The organism is Duganella violaceipulchra, from assembly GCF_019166075.1.
Taxonomy (GTDB): Bacteria; Pseudomonadota; Gammaproteobacteria; order Burkholderiales; family Burkholderiaceae_D; genus Rugamonas; species Rugamonas violaceipulchra.
This window is the reverse complement of the sequence record NZ_JAHTGR010000004.1, coordinates 194,399-209,938: the sequence shown is the minus strand read 5'-3', so window position 1 is coordinate 209,938 and position 15,540 is coordinate 194,399. Positions and strand designations below refer to the sequence as shown.

The window sequence follows — 15,540 nt, the reverse complement described above, 5'->3', positions numbered from 1 at the left end:
CGCCGCAGGGAAGGTTGTTGAGCAGTATCAACATACCCGAAGAATCAATTGAGGCTTGTAAATGAGAATCATTATTGTTAAGATGTGTTTTTGCCAGCAATCGCCGTAGGTCCGAGAGCCAGCCGTCACCCCACTCCTGGAACTCTATGGCCGCTATCATTTCGGGCGCCCGGCATACGGCCGCGCCTTTGTCCCTCCACGCCGTCACGCTGGCGGTGCGATCCGCCTTGCTGACCCTGCTGGGCGCCGCGCTGCTGCCCGTCCATGCCGCCGAAACCGCCGACGCGCCCGCCGCCACCGCGCTGGGCGAGATCGTTGTCAAAGCCCGGCGCGATGACAGCGGCAACACCCGCAGCGGCGCCAGCGTCGTCATCGGCGCCCAGCAGATCGGCCAGAACAACGCCATCGACATGGCCAACATCGCCCGCTATGCGCCGCTGATCAGCGTGCCCGCCGCCGCCAGCGGTTCCGGCAATATCTGGGATGGCGCCGGCAATACCGGCTTCAACATCCGCGGCGTCGAGGGCAACCGCGTCAGCCTGGAGCTGGACGGCATTGCGCTGCCCGACGCCGCGCCCAAACCGGACGGCACCAGCGCCAACGCCTTCGGCATCGGCCGCGACTACTTCGATCCCGAGACCTTCCGCGAAGTGCGCATTGGTTCCGGCAGCAGCCCGGCCGGCGCCGGAACGCCCGGCATCGGCGGCTCGGTCTCGTTCATCACCAAGGCGCCGGAAGACTACCTGAGCACGCGCAATCTCTACGCCGACTACAAGTTCGGCTACAGTTCCGACCACGCGCAGCGCATGCACGCGGTGACCGCCGCCGCCAAGCTCGGCGACAACCTGCAAGCGCTGATCGTCGGCGTCCACCGCGTAGGCGAACAAAGCAAGAGCAAGGGCAGCGTGCCGCAAAACCCGGACGACTGGAGCGCCGACGCCGTGCTGGCCAAGCTGAACTGGAAGCTGGCGCGCGACCAGCAACTCAACTTCACCGTCGACAACTACAAGGCCCAGCACGACCGGGTCTTCGCCAACAAGCTGGGGGCCTCCTACCCGGAAGGCGCGACCCAGGATTCGCGCACCGAGCGCACCCGCTACAGCATCGAGCATCGCTACACGCCGGGTTCCGGCCTGCTGTTCGACACGCTCGACACTCGCGCCTACACGCAGAACTCGTCGGTGACGGATCTGACCCGCGCCAGCTACCTGAGCGGCGGCCAGCCTTACCTGCGCAACATCTCGACCGGCTTCTACAACAACAGCAAGGGCCTGGCGCTGGACGCCACCAGGCAGCTCGATCCGTCGAGCATGCTCAGTTACGGCATCAGCTACGAGCAGCAGGCATCGCGCCGTCCGTGGCAGGAAGACCGCACCGTCATCAAGACCGGTGCGCACCAGGTCACGATGAAGAACCGCATGGCCGACATGGACACCGACAAGCTGGCCGCCTACGTGCGCGGCGAGTTCGGCTTCACGCTGCTGGGCCGGCAAGCCACGCTGACGCCCGGCCTGCGCGGCGAACAGCGCAAGCTGACGCCCAACAACCTGGCGGCCTACCTGATCGCCGTGCCGGGCGCAGCCAGGGAAATCAAGGAGGACACCGATTCCTTCTTCACGCCCAGCCTGAACCTGTCGGTCGAACTGGCGCCGGGCTTCAGCGCCTACGGGCAGTACAGCCGCGGCACCCGCCTGCCGACCTCGGCCGAACGCACCGGCACCTACGATTCGTTCAGCTATACCGGCGCCGGCAATGGCTACGCGGTGCTGGGCAATCCGAACCTGAAAAAGGAAACCAGCAACGCCTTCGAGCTGGGCTTGAAAGGCGCACCTCGCAGCGGCGTCGAACTGAGCGCCTCGGTGTTCTACACCCGCTACAGCAACCTGATCGAGTACGCCGCGCAAGCGCCCGATCCGGTCAACTACCCGACCGTCACCTTCGGTCTGTTCCGTCCTGAAAACGTCGGCAAGGCCAGCACCTGGGGCGGCGAGGTGAGCAGTCGTTTCGTGCTGGGCCAGTGGATCGAGCAGATGAAGGGCTACAGCGTCGCGCTGGCTGGCGGCTTGTCGCGCGGCACAGCGGAGAACCGCCTGACCGGCAAGCAGGGCGAGCTGTCGTCGATCCAGCCGTACAAGGCCAACGCCAGCTTCGCCTACGACGATCCGGCGCTGCGCGGCGGCGCGGCCTTCGTGCTCAGCACCGTGCGCGGCAAGAAAGCGAGCGACGACATCATCGCCGACGCCGCCGTCGCGCGCTTCGCCGTGCCCGGCTCGACGGTGGTGGATTTTACCGCCTACTGGAACCTCGGCAAGCACGCCGTCATCAACGCCGGCATCTACAACCTCGGCGACAAGAAGTACTGGGACTACGCGTCGGCGCGCAGCCTGCCGGCCGCCACCAGCGCCGTCACGCTGGCCGACATCGAACGCAATGTCCGTCCGGGCCGCAACTACGCGGTCAACCTCAAAGTGATCTACTAAGGAGTCCACATGAAAGCTCATCACCGTTTTGCGCTGGCGCTGGCCGGCGCCTTGCTGCTCACTAATCTGCCGGCCCACGCCGCCAGCCTGGCCGAGCGCTACGACGCGCTGCGCGCCGAACAACCCAAGCTGCAACTGCGCGACGCCGCCAGGACGCTCAATGTGTCCGAAGCCAATCTGCTGGCGGTCGGCATCGGCAAGACCGTCACCCGCTTGCAGGAAGGCGAGAACGTGCCGCGCGAAATCATGCGCCGCGCGCTGGACCTGGGCACCGTCATGGCGCTGACGCGCAACGACAACGGCGTGCTGGAACGCACCGGCGTCGCCACCCGCCTCAAGCCGCAGGAGGAAATCGTCGGCCTCGACGCCGACAAGGAGAAGGAGCGCGAAGCCCGCCTGCGCAACATCGCTGGCGGCTACCTGGGCGGCGAGATCGACCTGCGCTTCACCTTCAAGAACTGGAAGTACGCGTTCGCCGTGGTCCAGCCGGGCAAGGATGGCGTGCTCACGCGCAGCCTTCAATTTTTCGACACGCACGGCAACGCCGCCCACAAGATCTACGTGAAGAGCGAAGCCGGCGTGCCGGTGTTCGACAAGCTGGTGGCCGAGTTCCGCAACCCGGTGCAGGGCGCCGAACTGAAGGTGGCGCCCGCGTCGGCCAGGGCGGCCGAGAAGCCGGACAGCGCGGTCGACATCAAGGAATTCCAGCTGGCGTGGAACGAGCTGACCGACGTGCACCAGTTCAACCGCCTGCTGAGCGAGTTCGGCGTCTCGCGCGAGCAGGCGATGCGGCTGGCGCCGGCCAGCGCGGTGCAGCGCGTTGCGCCGCTGGCGGTGCGCCAGTTGCTGGAAGAATCGGCCAGGCAGAAACTGGACATCATGGCCTTCCTTGGCAATGAGTCGACGATCCAGATCTTCAGCGGCAAGGTCAACAAGGTGCAGGCAGCGGGCGGCTGGTTCAACGTGCTGGACCCGGAGTTCAATCTGCACCTGCGCGACCAGGCCTTCAACAGCGGCTACGTCATCAAACGCGCCGGCGTGACGTCGGTCGAGTTCTTCGACCAGAACGGCGAACTGGTGGTGAGCTTCTTCGGCGTGCGCGAACGCAACAAGCCGCAGCCGCAAAGCTGGGTCGACATGACGGCCGCGCTGCCCAAGCCTGGCAACGCCGTGCGCCAGGCTAGCCGTTGATTGCTTTATTATCAATGTTTCGCTATGCTGGGTCTCCATCGAAAACCAGGAGAATTTCATGTGGACTCATGTATCGAGCATAGAAACCAGCGCCACGCCGGCGCAGGTCTGGGCGCTGTTCTCGGACGTCGCCGGCTGGAAGCGCTGGAACGCCGGCATCGTTAACATCGAGCTGCACGGACCGTTCGCGGAAGGCACCAGCTTCACCATGCAGGTGCCGGGCGACGACGTCTTCACCAGCACCCTGCGGACGGTGCGCGAGAACCAGGAGTTCACCGACGAGACCGTCGTTGACGGCAATCGCGTGCTGGTGTCCCACCGCATCGAAGCGCTGCCGGCGGGCCGGACGCGCGTCAGCTACAGCACCGAGATCACCGGACCGCAGGAGGCCGAGTTCGGTCCGATGGTGGTGGGCGACTTCCCCGAAGTATTGGGCGCGTTGAAGCGCCACCTTGAAATCCCTGCGGCCGAAGAACGGCTGCGGCTGGCCATGCTGGCCTCGGACGTGCAAGAGCTGGACCAGATCCTGGCCGACGACCTGCTGTTCACCAACCACATGGGGCAGATCGTCAGCAAGCCGCAGGACCTGGAGCTGCACCGCTCCGGCACGCTGCGCTTCCGCAGCGTTGAAACGGTCGAGCTGCAAGTGCTGGGCAACGCGGCGCTGCCGATGACCTCGATCTGCGTCAAGCTCGACGGCTCATACGGCGGACAGGACTTCGAAGCCCTGCTGCGCTTCACCCGCATCTGGCGGCAGGCGGACAACGGCCAGTGGCAGCTGGTGGTGGTCCACAGCAGCGCGGTGGTGTAGCCGGCGTTGTCGATCTCGACAAAAGAGCAAATTTTGGCGGAACTTGCATGTAGATAGCGACGTGTTGCTTTTCGCTCCGGACAAAAGTAACGGTTGATTTTTCAACCGGACGATGTCAAATTGAATATATTAATAAATAAATACGGAGCCCGGTATGAAATTGCTGCCCATCGCCAGTTTGCTCGTCGCCGCATTGTTGGCCGCCCCGGCCGGCGCCGACGAAACCTGCAACTCGCCCTATATGTCCAACCTGATCAAGGGCCAGGAAGACTACGTCCAGGTCTGGACGCTGGGCATCAAGGGCATCGGTGACGGCAACGACAAACTGGTCACCATCGACGTCAACCCGGCCTCGCCCCATTACGGCAAGGTGATCAACAAGCTGTCGGTGCCGGGGCGTGGCGACGCCCACCATGTCGGCTTCACCGAAGACCGCAAATACCTGTGGGCCGGCCGTCTGCAGGACAGCAAGATCTTCGTGTTCGACGTCGGCACCGATCCGGCCCATCCCAAGCTGGTGAAGACCATCAATGACGTGGTCGACAAGAGCGGCTTCGTCGGCCCGCACACCTTCTACGCGCTGCCGGGCCGGATGCTGGTCGGCTTCCTGTCGAACCCGCACGACATGGGCGGCGCCACCGGCATGGCGGTGTACAACAACAAGGGCGACGTGGTGGCCAGTTATCCCAACCCGACCGGCAAGATCGGCGACGTGCAGGGCGACGGCTACGGCTACGACCTGGCGATCAATCCCGCCCGCAACGCCATGCTGAGCTCCAGCTTCACCGGCTACAACAACTACCGCACCGACTTGGGCAAGCTGATCAAGGACCCGGCGGCGATGCAAAAATTCGGCAACACCATGGTGCTGTGGGACTTCAAGGCCATGAAGCCCTTGCAGATCTTCAGCACCCCCGGCGCGCCGCTGGAAGTGCGCTGGTCGCAGTCGCCCGGCGACAATTGGGCGATCACCGCCACCGCGCTGACCTCCAAGCTGTGGTTGGTCAAGCCCGACGCCAGCGGCCGCTGGCAGGCGCGCGACGTCGGGGCTATCGGCGATCCGGCCACCACGCCGCTGCCGGTCGATATGTCGATCACGGCCGACGGCAAGGGCCTGTGGGTCAATACCTTCATGGACGGCAAGACCCGCTTGTTCGACCTGAGCAATCCGGAAGCGCCGCGCCAGGTCTATGAAAAAGTCACCGGCAAACACGTCAACATGGTCAGCCAGAGCTGGGACGGCAAGCGCCTGTACATCACCACCAGCCTGCTGGAACACTGGGACCTGGACAACGACGACCATTTCATCAAGCTCTTCCACTGGGATGGCAAGGAGCTGTCCCAGCAATGGAAGATCGATTTCTACAAGGAGAAGCTGGGCCGTCCGCACCACATGAAGTTCAGCGCCAAGCCGGCCCCCAATGTGGCGTCGTCGCGCTGATTTCTGGCCGCTGCTGCTGGTGCCGTTGCTGTTGAGCGGTACCGATGCGGCGCCGCCGGTGGCCGCGCCGTCGCAGTTGATCGTGCCGGCGGCCGGCAGCTACACCTTGCCGGTGATCCAACCGGGGCCGCGCGGCGTGGTGTTCGATGGCGACGCCCGCGATGTGCCGCTGGAACGCTACACCACCGGCCGCGTCACGCTGCTCAACTTCATGTACACCTATTGCAGCGATCCGGTCGGCTGTCCGGCGCTGTTTTCCGCCTTGCACGACTTGCGCGCGCGCTTGCTGGCCACCCCCGCGCTGGCGCATGGGGTGCAGTTCGTCAGCATCTCCTTCGACCCGGTCAACGACACGCCGGAAGCCATGAAAAGCTACGGTGGCGCGCTGGCGCTCCCGAGCCAGCCGCTGCGCTGGCATTTCCTGACGTCGCGTTCGGTGTGGCAGTTGCAACCCATCCTCGACGAGCTGGGACAGAGCACCTCGGTCCAACTCGACAACCAGGGCAAGCCCACACGGCTGTACTACCACCAGGTCAAGCTGTTCCTGCTCGACCGGCAGGGCCGGGTGCGAGAGATCTACAGCCCGGCCTTCCTGCAGCCCGAGCTGATCTACCGCGACATCCAGACCCTGCTGCTGGAAAGTCAGTAGTGCCGGGTTAAGCGAGCGCGGCGCGGCCCAGTGCCGGATCGTCGGTGAAGAAGCCGTCCAGGCCGGTGGCGATGTAGCGCTTGATTTCTGCGATCGAGCCGGCCTCGTTGCGTGCGGCGTCGCCGGCGTTGTTGCGGAAGTCCGCCGCCAGGAAATGGTTCTCCGGACGGAAGGTCCACGGCTCCACCCGCAAGCCCGCCTTGTGCGCATCGTCCACCAGCGAGCTTGGCTGGTCCAGGCTGCCATCCTGCTTCAGCGGGATCAGCGAGCGCGTCGGCGGCGCCACCACGTCGGCGTACTGCGCGATGTCGCGCAGGCCGGCCGGCGTGCACATCTGCGCGAAGGTCAGCGTGCCGCCGGCCTTGGCCACGTCCATCGGCCGCACGTTTTCGCCGATCACCAACTGCATCAGGCGCAGATTGGCGCGCTGGCCCAGCTTGCCGCGCATGTATTTCAAATTGGCCACTTCGAACGACTGGATCTCGACCGGATTGCGGCGCGTGTAGTCGTGCGCGGCCAGGATGGCCAGGAAGCGGTCCTCCAGCGGCAGGCCGACGCTGGCGAAGTAGGTCGAATGCTTCAGCTCAGGCACCAGGCCGATGATGCGGCCGCGCGCCGCCGCTTCCGCCGCCGTGAAGTCGATGATCTCTTCAAACGTCAGCACCTGGAACATGCCGTTGTACTGCACGCTGCCGGGACGGAACTGCGGCAGGCGTTCGACCGCGCGCAAGGTCTTCAGTTCGGCCAGCGTGAAGTCGTCGACGAACCAGCCTTCGTGGGTCTCGCCGTCGATGGTCTTGCGGGTCTTGCGGCTGGCAAATTCGGGATGGCTGGCGACGTCGGTCGTTTCGCTGAGGAAGGCTTCATGGCGCGCGACCAGCACGCCGTCCTTGGTGCTGCACAGGTCCGGCTCGATGTAGTCGGCGCCGTCGGCGATGGCCTTGGCGTAGGAGCCCAGCGTGTGCTCGGGACGCAGCGCGCTGGCGCCGCGGTGGCCGAACACCAGCGGAGTCTTGACGCCGACACCCACCGGACCGACGCCCGGCATGCCGGACAGGTCCGGCGTGGCGGCCGCCAGCACCGAGCCCGGCAGGATCAAGGTAGCGCCGGCGGTCAGCGCCGCCGCCTGGATGAAGCCGCGCCGCGACAGGCGCTTGGGCAAATAAAGATTGTTCATCAGAAGTCAGCCATCAAAGTCAGGAAGCCCTGGCGTGGTGCGATCGGGAAGGTATTGTAAGTCCCGCTGGCCGCGCCGACCACCACGTTCAGATTGCCTACGCGATTGGCCAGGTTGCTGACGTTCAAACGATAGCGCGCGTTCCTCACCCAGCTGTTGTTCAGGAAGGGCAGCTTGCCCGATACGCCCAGGCTCATCAGGAAGTAGCTCGATACGTCCAGGTCGTTGGTGTAGGTGGCGTAGCGCTTGCCGACGTAGTCGCCGATCAGCTGGAACTCGGTGTCGGCCACGGTCGCGGTGGCGACGAATTTGTTCATCCACTCCGGGCTGCCCGGCACGGCCTTGCCGGCCGTCTGCACGATGTCCTTGCCGTTGCTGTAGTTGTCCGAGTAGGTCGAACGGTTGAACGACAGCGCATCGTAGAACGAGAACATGCGGCCGAAATGCAGCGTGCCGGAGATGTCGATGCCGTCGGTCTTGACGCTGCCGACGTTGGCCAGCACCGGATTGCCGCCGATGATGGAGGTGATCACCGGCGTCGGGCTGATGGTCAGCAGGCGGTCCTTGAAGTCGACGTGGTACAGGTTGACCTGGCCGTCGATGGCCTTCAGCGGGCCGAGGTCCAACTGGTGGCTGGTGCGCATGCCCAGTTCGTAGGTGATCGAGGTCTCAGGCTTGGCGCTGCTCTTGAACAGGTCGAACGCGGCCTGGCTCGCCAGGCTCCACGGCGACGCACCACCGCCGCCGTAGGTGACGAACTGGCGCATGTTCTTCTGCACGTTGACGAACATCTGGTCCTGCGGCGTGATGTCCCAGCGCGCGCCGACCTGCGGCAGGAACCATTTCTTGGTGATGATCTCGCCCACCGGCAGCGCCAGCGAACCGTTGGCGATCGCGCCCTTGGCCGGCTGGACCGGGAACTGGCCGTCGGCAAATTGCAGGCTGGACTTGAAGCCCGCCTGCAGCGCCAGGTCGTTGCGAAGGTGCCATTCATCCTGCACGTGGAACTGGACGACCTTGTTGTCGATCTCGCTGCCGTACTGCGTGATCAGCGGATTGCTCGGGCGGTCGTAGGGCGAACTTGGATTGTTCACATCCAGCGCGTACCAGCGGCGGTAGGCCGACGAGCGGTTATGCTCCAGCCACAGGCCGCCTTGCAGCTTGTGGTTGCCGAACTCGCTGGTCAAGGTCGACAACCAGCCGTTGCGGTTGATCGCGTATTCGGTGGTGCGGGTGGCGTAGCCGGAGTTGCCGAACACCTGCTTCAGGTTCTGGCCGGGGAAGTAGACCGCGAACAGGCCAGGCAGGCCGGCCACGCCGATCGGGCCGGCCACCACGCCGACGCCGTCGTCGTTGTGGTAGTAGACCTGGTTGGACCAGGTGGTCGATTCGCCGATGTTCATGTCGTACTTGGCGTAGGTCAGGTAGTCCTTGCGCTGGGCGTCGCTGTAGTAGTTGCGGTAGTTGTTGCCTTCGGCCGCAGGGGTGGCGCCGGTCGGCGACAGGTAGGCCAGCGCGGTCTGGAAGTTCGGGTACATGAACGGACGGGTGTAGGGCTGGTACTTCTCGGCGGCCGAGCGCACGGTGGCGTCTTCGTTCGGCTCGATCTTGTCCGAATAGTTGAAGTACAGGGTCAGCTTGCCGGCGTTGCCCTGGTTGATGTACTTGGCGTTGATCTGGTCGCCGCCCTGGCGGCCGTTGAAGTCCCAGGCCTTCTGCTCGTGGTGGACGGCCGAGATGTAGGCGCTGTTGCCGTTGCCGAAGTCGCCGGTGTCGTAGCGCAGGAAGGTGCGCGAGGTGCTGTGGCTGCCGACGGTCTGCTGCGCGGCCAGGTTGCGGCTGTGCTGCGGATCGCTGGAGAAGGTCTCGATGGTGCCGCCCAGGTTGCTGGTCGAGGCGGTCGACAAATCGCCGGCGCCGGACGACAGGATCACGCTGCCGACGTTCTCGCTGATGACGGCGCGCTGCGGCGACAGGCCGTTGTAGTTGCCGTACTGCTGGTCGCCCAGCGGCACGCCGTCCATGGTGTAGCCGAGTTGCGGGCCGCTGAAGCCGTGCACGAACAGCGACAGGTTTTGCTCGTTGTTGCCCCAAGGGTCGGCGGTCTGGAAGCTCACGCCTGGCAAGGTTTCCAAGGCCTTCAAAGGATTAATCCCTGGCAGGATTTTCTGCATATCGCCCTTGGTCAGCGCGACCGAGGAGCGGGTTTTGCGGGTGGCGATCTCGATCGTGGCGACCGGTGCGGCGGCGGCCGCTTCGGCTTCCGTAGCGTGGCCTTGCGCGGCGGCTGCGGGCGCATCGGCGGCCATGTCGGCCACGGCGGCGGCGACGTTGGCGGCCATCGCCAGCATGGGGAAGCTCAGCGCGGCGAAGCACACTGCGGATAATTTCTTGTTCATGATCTGCCTTGGATACCAGTTGGAGGAAATGGAAACTTTGCGCATGATAGGTAGCGAGTGTTACCGGGTGATGACGCCGGTGGGATACACTGCTGGTTGGAAATAATGAGAGGATCGCGATGCGCAAACTTTTGATGCTGGCGCTGCTGGGCTTGCTAGCCCAGCTGGCTGGCTGCTACACGGTGAATCAGGCGGGGCTGGGCAACTTCATCACGCAGACGGTACAGCCGGGCATGCCGCTGGATCAGGCGCTGGTGCGCATGCGCGCCGAGGACTTCAACTGCAATACCAGTAGCGCCGGCTCGGTGACGATCTGCACCCGCAACCAGGAGCGCTTGCTGCGCGGCTCATGCCTGGAACGGGTGGACCTGGTGCGCAGCGCCACGTCCACGCAGACGCTGGGAGCGATCGATGTGATGGAAATCCGTTGCACCAAGTTCTGAAGTGCGAGGGTCAAGTCTGACATTCAGACACGAGCTTAACTGTAGATTCCGAAATGGATGACTCCGTGTCCGAATGTCAGACTTGACCCCCACTGTTAAAAAACGCGCCGGACTTGAACGTCGGGCGCGTTTTTTTTGAGTACGGCTTTATGGATTAGTGCTTCACTTCGCCCGCCGGGATCAGCGCTTCGACCGGCGCGTCGGTGGCGAACAGCTGGGCGCAGTCGACCTTGTCGTAGTCGTAGCGCTGGCCGCAGAAATCGCAGTTGACGCCGACGTGGCCCAGCTCTTCCAGCACGCTGTCGACTTCGGGGCGGCCCAGCATCTTCAGCATGTTGCCGACCTTCTCGCGGGTGCAGGTGCAGTGGAAGGACGGATGCAGCGGATCGAACACGCGGATCGTCTCCTCCCAGAACAGGCGCTCCATCAGCACGTCGATGGTGGTCGACAGCATCTCTTCCTGCTTCAGGGTCGAGCCCAGGATCACGGCGCGGTTCCAGGTTTCCAGCGCTTCGTCCTCGGTCAGCGGCGTGGTCTCGACGGCGGTCGTGCCACCGTGGTACGGCAGCTTTTGCAGCAGCAGGCCGCGCGAGACGTTGTCGTCCGCCGCCAGCCACAGCTTGGTGTCCAGCTGTTCCGAACGCAGCATGTAGTTTTCAATGACGGTGCTGACATCGTCGCCGTCCAGCGGCACGATGCCCTGGTACGGCTGCTGGCCCGGCATCTTGTCGGCCGGGTCGAGCGTGATGACGAAGCGGCCCTTGCCGCTCGCGTTCAGCAGCGACGGCAGCGTGGCGTCGTCGGCGATCACCGCGTCGGAAGCGAGCTTGGCGGTGGCGCGCAGATGCAGCTCGGCGTCGCACTCGACCACCAGCAGGTTCACCGGACCGTCGCCGTGGATCTGCATGATGATGGTGCCGTTGAACTTCAGGTTGGCCGACAGCAGCGCAGCGGCGGCCACCATCTCGCCCAGCAGTTTCTTGACCGGGGCAGGGTAGACGTGGCGCGACAGCACCTCGCGCCAGGTGGCGGAAATGTCGATGAACTCGCCACGCACGGAGGCGTTGTCGAAGATGAATTTTTGCAGGGTGTCCTGGCCGATGATGGGGGTGATGCTCATGTTTTATCCAATCTTTTTGAGTTGCGTCTTGAACAGTTGGCCGCGTTTGACGTAGCTGTCGGCGCTGGCGAGCAGGCGCGCTGTGTCTTCGTCGGTCAGCGTGCGCACGGCCTTGGCCGGCGAGCCGATGATCAGCGAGTTGTCCGGGAATTCCTTGCCTTCGGTGACCAGCGCGCCGGCCCCGACCAGGCAACCCTTGCCGATCCTGGCGCCGTTGAGGATCACGGCCTGGATGCCGATCAGGGCGCCGTCGCCGATGGTGCAGCCGTGCAGCATGGCCTGGTGGCCGATGGTGACGTTCTTGCCCACCGTGAGCGGGTAGCCCATGTCGGTGTGCATGACCGTGCCTTCCTGTACATTGCTGTTTTCGCCGATGGTGATGCGTTCGTTGTCGCCGCGCAGCGTCGCACCGAACCACACCGAAGTGTTGGCGTGCAGGCTGACCTTGCCGATCACTGTGGCAGTGTCGGCAACAAATGACGATGCATCGATTGCGGGCGCATGTTCGCCCAGTTGATATATAGACATTGGAAACCTTGCTTAGTTGAGCTGAAAGTGCTGAATTCGGCGCTGATGAGCGGTGGGATGGCGCTATTTTACGCTTGAGCGGCTATCGAACGGTCGTGCTATTATTTTACTTCATCGCCAGCAAGCAACTGATATTGCGCCGGCTTACGTATTTTCAAGGACCACCATGACCTTCACTTCGTCCCGTTCCGAATTCCTGACCATCCGCGGCCTGCGCTGCCACCTGCGCCACTGGGGCCGGGAAGGCGCGCCCAAGATTTTCATGCTGCACGGCTGGATGGACGTGGGCGCCTCGTTCCAGTTCGTGGTCGACGCCCTACAGGGCGACTGGCATGTGATTGCCCCGGACTGGCGCGGCTTCGGCCTGTCGCAGCGCTGCGGCACCGATACCTACTGGTTCCCCGACTACCTGGCCGACCTGGACGCCATCCTGCGCCACTACTCGCCGGACGAGGCGGTCAACTTGCTGGGCCACAGCATGGGCGGCAATGTGGTCGGCATCTACGCCGGCGCGCGGCCGGAGCGCATCCGCAAGCTGATCAACCTGGAAGGCGGCGGCCTGCGCTCCAGCAAGCCGGAACTGGCGCCGGGCCGCTACGCCAAGTGGATGGACGCACTGCTGGAACAGCCGGAAATGCGCAATTATCCTTCGCAGACCGCCGTCGCCGCGCGCCTGCAAAAGACCAATCCTCGCCTCAGCGACGAGCGCGCCGCCTTCCTGGCGCAGCACTGGTCGGCGCAGAACGATGCCGGCGAGTGGGAAATCCTCGGCGATCCGGCCCACAAGCAACCGGGCCCGTTGCCTTACCACGTGGAGGACATCATGGCTTGCTGGAGCGCCATCACCGCGCCGACACTGTGGGTGGAAGCCGAGCAGACCAATATGTGGACCTGGATGGGCGGCGAGCAGGAGGGGCGCGCCGAGTTGAAGCGCCGTCTCGGCCATTTGCGCGACGTTGAGTGCAAAGTGCTGGCCGATGCCGGCCATATGCTGCACCACGACCAGCCGGAGGAGTTGGCGCACCTGATCGAAGCCTTCCTGGCGCGCTAGCAGGAAGTACTTGCCAAGGCTTTGCGTATTTGGCATGATTAAACACATGACCTCTTATCCGACCATCTTGCCAACCCGCCGCCACGTCGCTTCCGACGCTGGTGCTGCCGCGTTTGCAGGTCGGAGCCTGTCCGCCGTCTCCATTATTCGAATTATTCAGGGTCGCTGAGCTGCGGCTGCGCCGGTGCTCGGCGCCCCCAGCCCATCACGCGGCTGAGCCGCATTCCCTCGAATATTCTATGGAGCAGCACCATGACCCAACTCTATCCCTCGCTGGCCGAGATCCGCGCCACCGCCCGTCGTTTGGAAGGTAAAGTCCTTGAAACGCCGGTGTGGCGCTGGCAGAACGGCGTCGTCGAACAGCAGTTTGCCGGCGGCGAAATCTGGCTCAAGCTGGAACTGTTTCAAAAGACCGGCACCTTCAAGCTGCGCGGCGCCATCAACTGCATCGAAGCGTTGGATGTGCCGTCACGGCAGCGCGGCATCGTCGCCGTCAGCGCCGGCAACCATGCGATCGCCGCCGCCTACGCCGCCAAGTTGGCCGGGTGCAGCGCCAAGGTGGTGATGCCGCAGCACGCCAGTCCGGCCCGCATCGCAGCGTGCCGCGACTTGGGCGTCGAAGTGCTGCTGATGCCCGACGTACACCAGGCGTTCGCGCGCGGGCGCGAGATCGAGCGCGACGAGGCGCGCACCATGCTGCATCCCTACGAGGGACCGCTGACGGCGCAGGGCACGGCGACGGTCGGCCTGGAGCTGATGGCGCAAGTGCCGCAGCTCGACGCGGTGGTGGTGCCGGTGGGCGGCGGCGGCCTGTGCGCCGGCATCGCCGCCGCCGTCAAACAGATCAATCCGGCCTGCGCGGTGTACGGTGTTGAGCCCCACGGCGCCGACGCGCTTTACCGCAGCTTCGCCTCCGGCCGGCCGGAAGCGCTGGAGCGGGTCGACACCGTGGCCGACAGCTTGGGGGCGCCGTATGCGATGGCCTACAGCTTCGGCGTGTGCCGGCGCTTCGTCAACGAGGTGGTGCGGGTGACCGACGACGAGATCTGCCTGGCCATGCTGCATCTGTTCCGCGACGCCAAGCTGGTGGCGGAACCGGCCGCCGCAGTGGCGACTGCCGCGCTGTTCGGGCCGCTGCGCGAGCGGCTGGCCGGCAAGCGCGTGGCGCTGCTGGTGTGCGGCTCCAACATTGATCCGGTGCGCTTTGCCGAGCTGCTGGCGCGCGGCGCGCGGGTCCGCAGCACCGGCCTTGATGTGGCGATGGATGGCTTTTGCGCAGGCAGCGTACAATGATCACTTCATTGCCGTAACCACAGAGCCATATGTTGAAAGTCGATCTGCACTGCCATTCCAACGTTTCCGACGGCGTCCTCGCGCCGGCCGCCGTGGCGCAACACGCGCGCAAGGCGGGGGTGGACGTGTGGGCGCTGACCGACCATGACGAAGTGGGCGGCATTCCGGCCGCCCGCGTCGCCGCGCAGGAGCAGGGCATGCGCTTCGTGACCGGGGTCGAGATCTCGATCACCTGGGCCAACGAAACCGTGCACATCGTCGGCCTGCAGATCGACGAAAAAAATGCCGGGCTGGTCAACGGCCTGGCCCGCACCCGCTCCGGCCGCGACAATCGCGGCCGCGAGATCGCCAACCAGTTGGCCAAGGTCGGCGTCATGGGCGCCTACGAAGGCGCGCTTAAATATGTCGGCAATCCCGACCTGATGTCGCGCACGCATTTCGCCCGCTACCTGGTGGAAATCGGCGCCTGCGCCAATATTCCCGACGTGTTCAAGAAGTACCTGTCCGAAGGCAAACCGGGCTACGTGCCGCATTGTTGGGCCAGCCTGGCCGATTCGGTCAACTGGATACGCGGCGCCGGCGGCGTGGCCGTGATCGCCCATCCGGGCCGCTACAAGTTCAGCCAGTTGGCCCAAGGCCAGCTGTTCGACGAGTTCAAGCAGCTGGGCGGCACGGCGATCGAGGTGGTCACCGGCAGCCATACGCCGGAGCAGTATGTGGTGTACGCGCAGTTGGCCAACAGCTACGGCTTCCTGGCTTCGCGCGGCACCGATTTTCATGCGCCGGGCGAATCCCGCGTCGATTTCGCGCTGTTGCCGCCGCTGCCTGCCAGCGTCACTCCGGTCTGGCACGACTGGTTCTAAGCGGTAGATTACCGCGTCGATTACCGGCGCGTTGTAATAGCTTGTATCTTGAATTTGCGTTTGCACGGTCATACCTTATTATTTGGGCAAATTT

At 64.5% G+C, this 15,540-nt stretch carries 13 protein-coding genes; 9 read left to right on the top strand and 4 right to left on the bottom strand.

Annotated features, from left to right (window positions below; translation table 11 throughout):
- Positions 1 to 146: 146 nt before the first annotated feature.
- From KVP70_RS09455 to KVP70_RS09435, 5 genes are all read left to right on the top strand, one after another.
- Entirely contained in the window at positions 147 to 2,480 is a 2,334-nt protein-coding gene (locus KVP70_RS09455) for a TonB-dependent receptor domain-containing protein (RefSeq protein ID WP_229224711.1), read from the top strand.
- 9 nt (positions 2,481 to 2,489) lie between these two features.
- On the top strand, positions 2,490 to 3,671 hold the full coding sequence (locus tag KVP70_RS09450; protein WP_217941923.1) for a hemin-degrading factor: 1,182 nt from the start codon (positions 2,490 to 2,492) through the stop codon (positions 3,669 to 3,671).
- 58 nt (positions 3,672 to 3,729) lie between these two features.
- Positions 3,730 to 4,482: a DUF4440 domain-containing protein gene (locus tag KVP70_RS09445; protein WP_217941922.1), complete on the top strand. Its 753-nt coding sequence runs from the start codon at positions 3,730 to 3,732 to the stop codon at positions 4,480 to 4,482.
- Between the two features lie 154 nt (positions 4,483 to 4,636).
- A complete protein-coding gene (gene mtoX / locus KVP70_RS09440; RefSeq protein ID WP_217941921.1) occupies positions 4,637 to 5,923 on the top strand; it encodes a methanethiol oxidase in 1,287 nt (428 codons plus the stop codon).
- Complete coding sequence (locus KVP70_RS09435) at positions 5,904 to 6,572, top strand: SCO family protein (protein WP_217941920.1); 669 nt, start codon at positions 5,904 to 5,906, stop codon at positions 6,570 to 6,572. Before mtoX ends, KVP70_RS09435 begins: the two co-directional genes overlap by 20 nt.
- Positions 6,573 to 6,579: 7 nt before the next feature.
- Here the strand turns inward: KVP70_RS09435 and KVP70_RS09430 are convergent, their stop codons facing one another.
- Both KVP70_RS09430 and KVP70_RS09425 read right to left on the bottom strand, forming a co-directional pair.
- A complete protein-coding gene (locus KVP70_RS09430) occupies positions 6,580 to 7,620 on the bottom strand; it encodes a glycerophosphodiester phosphodiesterase (protein WP_416053857.1) in 1,041 nt (346 codons plus the stop codon).
- 128 nt (positions 7,621 to 7,748) lie between these two features.
- Positions 7,749 to 10,148: a TonB-dependent receptor gene (locus KVP70_RS09425; protein ID WP_217941918.1), complete on the bottom strand. Its 2,400-nt coding sequence runs from the start codon at positions 10,146 to 10,148 to the stop codon at positions 7,749 to 7,751.
- 119 nt (positions 10,149 to 10,267) lie between these two features.
- Between KVP70_RS09425 and KVP70_RS09420 the strand changes: the two genes are divergently transcribed.
- Positions 10,268 to 10,591 carry a hypothetical protein gene (locus KVP70_RS09420; protein ID WP_217941917.1) on the top strand — a complete coding sequence of 108 codons (324 nt, stop codon included), beginning with the start codon at positions 10,268 to 10,270 and terminating at the stop codon, positions 10,589 to 10,591.
- 154 nt (positions 10,592 to 10,745) lie between these two features.
- Here KVP70_RS09420 and hslO read toward each other — a convergent pair whose 3' ends face one another.
- Positions 10,746 to 11,711 (bottom strand): Hsp33 family molecular chaperone HslO, encoded by a 966-nt coding sequence (gene hslO, locus KVP70_RS09415; RefSeq protein ID WP_217941916.1) that lies wholly within the window; start codon positions 11,709 to 11,711, stop codon positions 10,746 to 10,748.
- A gap of 3 nt (positions 11,712 to 11,714) precedes the next feature.
- Positions 11,715 to 12,239: a gamma carbonic anhydrase family protein gene (locus tag KVP70_RS09410; RefSeq protein ID WP_217941915.1), complete on the bottom strand. Its 525-nt coding sequence runs from the start codon at positions 12,237 to 12,239 to the stop codon at positions 11,715 to 11,717.
- Positions 12,240 to 12,405: 166 nt separating this feature from the next.
- On the opposite strand from KVP70_RS09410, the gene KVP70_RS09405 reads away from it, so the two are divergent.
- The 3 genes from KVP70_RS09405 to KVP70_RS09395 all read left to right on the top strand — a co-directional run bounded on the left by KVP70_RS09405 (position 12,406) and on the right by KVP70_RS09395 (position 15,446).
- Positions 12,406 to 13,290 carry an alpha/beta fold hydrolase gene (locus KVP70_RS09405; RefSeq protein ID WP_217941914.1) on the top strand — a complete coding sequence of 295 codons (885 nt, stop codon included), beginning with the start codon at positions 12,406 to 12,408 and terminating at the stop codon, positions 13,288 to 13,290.
- Positions 13,291 to 13,542: 252 nt separating this feature from the next.
- Positions 13,543 to 14,583, top strand: coding sequence for a threonine ammonia-lyase (locus KVP70_RS09400; RefSeq protein WP_217941913.1), 1,041 nt, complete (start codon positions 13,543 to 13,545; stop codon positions 14,581 to 14,583).
- Between the two features lie 29 nt (positions 14,584 to 14,612).
- On the top strand, positions 14,613 to 15,446 hold the full coding sequence (locus KVP70_RS09395; protein WP_217941912.1) for a 3',5'-nucleoside bisphosphate phosphatase: 834 nt from the start codon (positions 14,613 to 14,615) through the stop codon (positions 15,444 to 15,446).
- Positions 15,447 to 15,540 lie beyond the last annotated feature (94 nt).

What these genes read in the sequence shown, in the direction of transcription:
- KVP70_RS09455 (WP_229224711.1), top strand. Translation starts at nt 147, where the DNA reads ATGGCCGCTATCATTTCGGGCGCCCGGCATACGGCCGCGCCTTTGTCC.
- KVP70_RS09450 (WP_217941923.1), top strand. Translation starts at nt 2,490, where the DNA reads ATGAAAGCTCATCACCGTTTTGCGCTGGCGCTGGCCGGCGCCTTGCTG.
- KVP70_RS09445 (WP_217941922.1), top strand. Translation starts at nt 3,730, where the DNA reads ATGTGGACTCATGTATCGAGCATAGAAACCAGCGCCACGCCGGCGCAG.
- mtoX (WP_217941921.1), top strand. Translation starts at nt 4,637, where the DNA reads ATGAAATTGCTGCCCATCGCCAGTTTGCTCGTCGCCGCATTGTTGGCC.
- KVP70_RS09435 (WP_217941920.1), top strand. Translation starts at nt 5,904, where the DNA reads ATGTGGCGTCGTCGCGCTGATTTCTGGCCGCTGCTGCTGGTGCCGTTG.
- KVP70_RS09430 (WP_416053857.1), bottom strand. Translation starts at nt 7,620, where the DNA reads ATGCCGGGCGTCGGTCCGGTGGGTGTCGGCGTCAAGACTCCGCTGGTG.
- KVP70_RS09425 (WP_217941918.1), bottom strand. Translation starts at nt 10,148, where the DNA reads ATGAACAAGAAATTATCCGCAGTGTGCTTCGCCGCGCTGAGCTTCCCC.
- KVP70_RS09420 (WP_217941917.1), top strand. Translation starts at nt 10,268, where the DNA reads ATGCGCAAACTTTTGATGCTGGCGCTGCTGGGCTTGCTAGCCCAGCTG.
- hslO (WP_217941916.1), bottom strand. Translation starts at nt 11,711, where the DNA reads ATGAGCATCACCCCCATCATCGGCCAGGACACCCTGCAAAAATTCATC.
- KVP70_RS09410 (WP_217941915.1), bottom strand. Translation starts at nt 12,239, where the DNA reads ATGTCTATATATCAACTGGGCGAACATGCGCCCGCAATCGATGCATCG.
- KVP70_RS09405 (WP_217941914.1), top strand. Translation starts at nt 12,406, where the DNA reads ATGACCTTCACTTCGTCCCGTTCCGAATTCCTGACCATCCGCGGCCTG.
- KVP70_RS09400 (WP_217941913.1), top strand. Translation starts at nt 13,543, where the DNA reads ATGACCCAACTCTATCCCTCGCTGGCCGAGATCCGCGCCACCGCCCGT.
- KVP70_RS09395 (WP_217941912.1), top strand. Translation starts at nt 14,613, where the DNA reads ATGTTGAAAGTCGATCTGCACTGCCATTCCAACGTTTCCGACGGCGTC.